The organism is Gordonia sp. NPDC003376 (genome assembly GCF_053589235.1).
Map to the genome: position 1 here is coordinate 1 of NZ_JBSFRM010000056.1, position 3,455 is coordinate 3,455.

Sequence of the window (3,455 nt, forward strand, 5' to 3'; positions counted from 1 at the left end):
CTGCTGCCGTCGTCGACGAGTACTCCCCGCCATGCTCGGCCAACATCCGTAACGCACGAGCCTTGACCTCGGGATCAATGTTCTTCGGCATGTGCATCCGGATTCCGCCCGCTTTGACGCATCGAAACGCTGCTGCCAGGCTCGTCTGGCCGTGTCCCTATATCCACGGTCAAGCGCGGGCTGATCCATCCCGGAGTTTCCGGAGACTGTGTCTCACGGAAGGATGGATGCCATGGCATCAGGAACGAAGCGGTACCCGGCTGATTTGAAGCGGGACGCGGTGGACATGGTGGCCCAGTTGGTGGCCGACGGGTCGACGGAGTGGGCGGCAATGAACAAGACCGCCGGCCTACTCGGGATCGGGTCGGCGGAGACGGTACGCAAATGGGTCCGCAACGTCCCCGAAGCAGCCGCTGCGGTGTCGGAGGCAGCGGTCGACGGTGATGAGGTCAGACGCCTGCGGAAGGAGAATGCGGAACTCAAACGCGCCAACGGGATCTTGAAGGCGGCAGCCAGTTTCTTCGCGGCCGAGATCGACCGGCCACACCGCTGATCGTGGAGTTCATCGCCGCTCACCAGGGCAACCGGGTGGGCGGCGATGGTCTTGTCTGGGGAGTCGATCCGATGTGCCGAGTGCTCACCGAGCACGGTCTGCCCATCGCCCCATCCACATACTACGAGCACGTCAACAAGCAGCCCACTGCACGTATGGTCGCCGATGCGCAGGTCATCGACGCGATCTACTCGCTCCGGAAGGAGCAGCAGCTCTACCAGGTTCTCGGCTCGCGGAAGATGTGGATTAAGTTGCGCAGCAACGGAATTGACGTCGCCCGCTGCACCGTCGAGCGTCTCATGCGGGAGATGGGGTGGCACGGCGCGTTGAAGAAGAAGAGCCCGCACACCACCCGCCCCAACCATGACCACGAGCGGCCGGAAGACCTGGTCGATCGCCGGTTCTGGGCGGCGGAACCGAACCGCTTATGGGTGGCCGGTTTCACCTACTGCCGTATCGCGACGGGGTGGGCGTACACGGCGTTCGTCACCGATGTGTTCGCCCGCAAGATCGTCGGCTGGAAGGTCGCCTCACAGATGACGACGGACCTGGTCACCGCCGCCATCGATAACGCTATCGCGGCCCGAATGCGTTCTGGCGTAACGGATCTGGACGGTTTGACCCATCACAACGACGCTGGCTCGCAGTATACGGCGCTCGCGTTCACCGAGCGCCTCGCCGAGGCCGGGATCGCCGCTTCAGTCGGAAGTGTTGGAGACAGCTACGACAACGCTCTGGCCGAATCGGTGAACTCCGACTACAAGAACGAGCTCGTCGACAACCAGCCCCGGTTCCCCGGGGTCACCGAACTGTCACTGGCGACCGCGCAATGGGTCGCGTTCTACAACCAGGAACGGCCGCACACCTACTGCGACGACCTGACCCCAGACGAGGCTGAACAGTTCCACTACGATCACAGACGTGCCCTCAGACCGGAGGAAGCACTCACAAGATGAGGTCTCCGGAAACGCCGGGATGGTTCATCTCGTACACACTGGTGCAAGTCTCCCGCAAGATCGCAGGTCACACGGAGATGAACCCCGACCCTCCACGCGGCAAGCTGAACCACCAACACCAGACTAGGGCAGGGAACCCGACGCGGCGACCAAGGTAAACGCGGCCGAACCAGAAAGAAGAGACAAGAGCTACGACAACTCCGCCAAGGCCGCATACTCGGCAGCAACGTGTACATGCCGCAGAGACGGGAATCGCCCATGTCAGACCGACAAGACGATCACTCCACCAGCGCCTTCGACCGAGCCCTCGCCGACGTCCTCCGACAGATCCCCGACGAGACAAAGAAGGCGTTCGTTCGCAGCATCGATGCCGCCGCCAACGACACACTGGACCCAGATCTGTGGGGGCCCACGCCCACCTGCGAAGACCACAAAACCGCCACGCTCGAGATCCTGCGCCGCGAATACTCCGCACGCCGCGCGGTGATCGGCGAATCGATCAGCACCAACACTGCCGCGACACTGCTGAACGTGTCCCTACCGGCGGTCCTCGATCGCATCGCCAACCACGACCTGGTCGCCATCAAGAACGGCCGAGCATGGCAGCTACCGACGTGGCAGTTTCGACCGGACACCGTCCGCGGCCACGTGGACGGACTCGCCCAACTCTTCGACGTATTCCCGGGCAACGTGATCACCCTGACCGCATGGGTGACCAGACCCAACGTCGACCTCGAGGATGCTTGCCCCGTCGACCTGCTCGCGGCCGGTGACATCGACACGGTGATCAACGCCGCTCGAGCACTCACTCCGGTCGCGTGGTAGCCGACCTACGGTCCGTGACAGGTGTCCACAAGAATGGTGTACCGCGCGCGCCACGCTCGTCCGTCGAGAACGACCGAGATCTGTCCTGGACACCGCGCTCTTGACGCGTTGCTCCCCATCCTTGCCACCGCCGATCACACTCCACTACGCGTCACGTGTCATCCACCTGGTCGGGATCTCTGATGCTGCTCCTACAGGTATTGCTATGCGGACAAGTGGACTCGAAGGTCCGGTACTCCTCGCTCGGTCAGCCACGTTTCGAGGTCAGGGCCGTTCAGCATGAGAGCCTGAACCTCGCCTACATCTGCGGGGCCGGAAACTGGACTGGAAGTACCACGGATGCGGAAGGCGCTACCCAGGGCAGAATCTCCAGCGCCGCAACGGTTGGATCACCATCCATCATGGATGCATCGAACAGCACAACAAGGTCGCCATCCAGTCAGGGACTACAACGTGATCCGCCGCGCTGCGAACTCGCCCGAGCTTAGGTGTGCCGCCCCGGAGCGCTGCCTGATCGATATCGCTCATCACTAGCAAGTCAACGATCTCCTCGCCACTGAGGTGATCCCAGCCCCAATGCTGGGAGTAGCGGGTCATGATCGCACCGACTTGCGCCGCAGTCAGCAGCTGTTGAGCGAGGATGTCACTGATCACCGTGCCGAGATGGGAGCCGTCCATTCCTTCTGCTGTGAGGTCGTTGAGGATGCGGGCAGGGGTGGCGACAGGGACACCCTCCACCAAGGTCCAGTCGAGGCCGTGTTCACCAGGCGTGCCAGTCACCACATGAAACGCGCCGGCTCCGGTCGGGGAAACGATCAAGGGGTCTGCGCTGCCGGTGAACCTCGCGACAGAGGCGTTGACAGTGCCCAGCTCGCGGATCGATGCGGCTGTGTGGTGGGTGAAGACCAGGTCAGGGCGGCGCAGACGCTCAGCGAAAGGTGTCGTGGGGTTGAGGATGATCCAACTGGCAACCCAGTCTTCGAACGGGTGTTTGTTGCAATCGGCGAACACCCACACACCAGTACATGTGAATGGCCATGAGAAAGTCCCCACTGGTGGCCAGATCGAGGTCCCCGGTGGTGGCCAGATGAAAGTCCCCGCCTTGTGTTCGTTGTGTCGAA

Annotated in this window: 3 protein-coding genes; 2 read left to right on the forward strand and 1 reads right to left on the reverse strand. The window is 62.5% G+C overall.

Annotated elements, in window-relative coordinates; genetic code table 11:
* Nucleotides 1-232 precede the first annotated feature (232 nt).
* Together ACWDUA_RS25485 and ACWDUA_RS25490 are read left to right on the forward strand one after the other, a co-directional pair.
* A protein-coding gene (locus ACWDUA_RS25485) for an IS3 family transposase (RefSeq protein ID WP_449753812.1) occupies nucleotides 233-1,509 on the forward strand; the annotation gives its coding sequence in 2 pieces (ribosomal slippage) (nucleotides 233-515 and nucleotides 515-1,509; 1,278 coding nt in all).
* Nucleotides 1,510-1,767: 258 nt separating this feature from the next.
* Entirely contained in the window at nucleotides 1,768-2,334 is a 567-nt protein-coding gene (locus tag ACWDUA_RS25490) for a helix-turn-helix domain-containing protein (RefSeq protein WP_449753813.1), read from the forward strand.
* Between the two features lie 399 nt (nucleotides 2,335-2,733).
* Here ACWDUA_RS25490 and ACWDUA_RS25495 read toward each other — a convergent pair.
* On the reverse strand, nucleotides 2,734-3,455 hold a 722-nt coding region (locus ACWDUA_RS25495; RefSeq protein ID WP_449753814.1), incomplete at its 5' end, for a hypothetical protein.

What these genes read in the sequence shown, in the direction of transcription:
- ACWDUA_RS25490 (WP_449753813.1), top strand. Translation starts at nt 1,768, where the DNA reads ATGTCAGACCGACAAGACGATCACTCCACCAGCGCCTTCGACCGAGCC.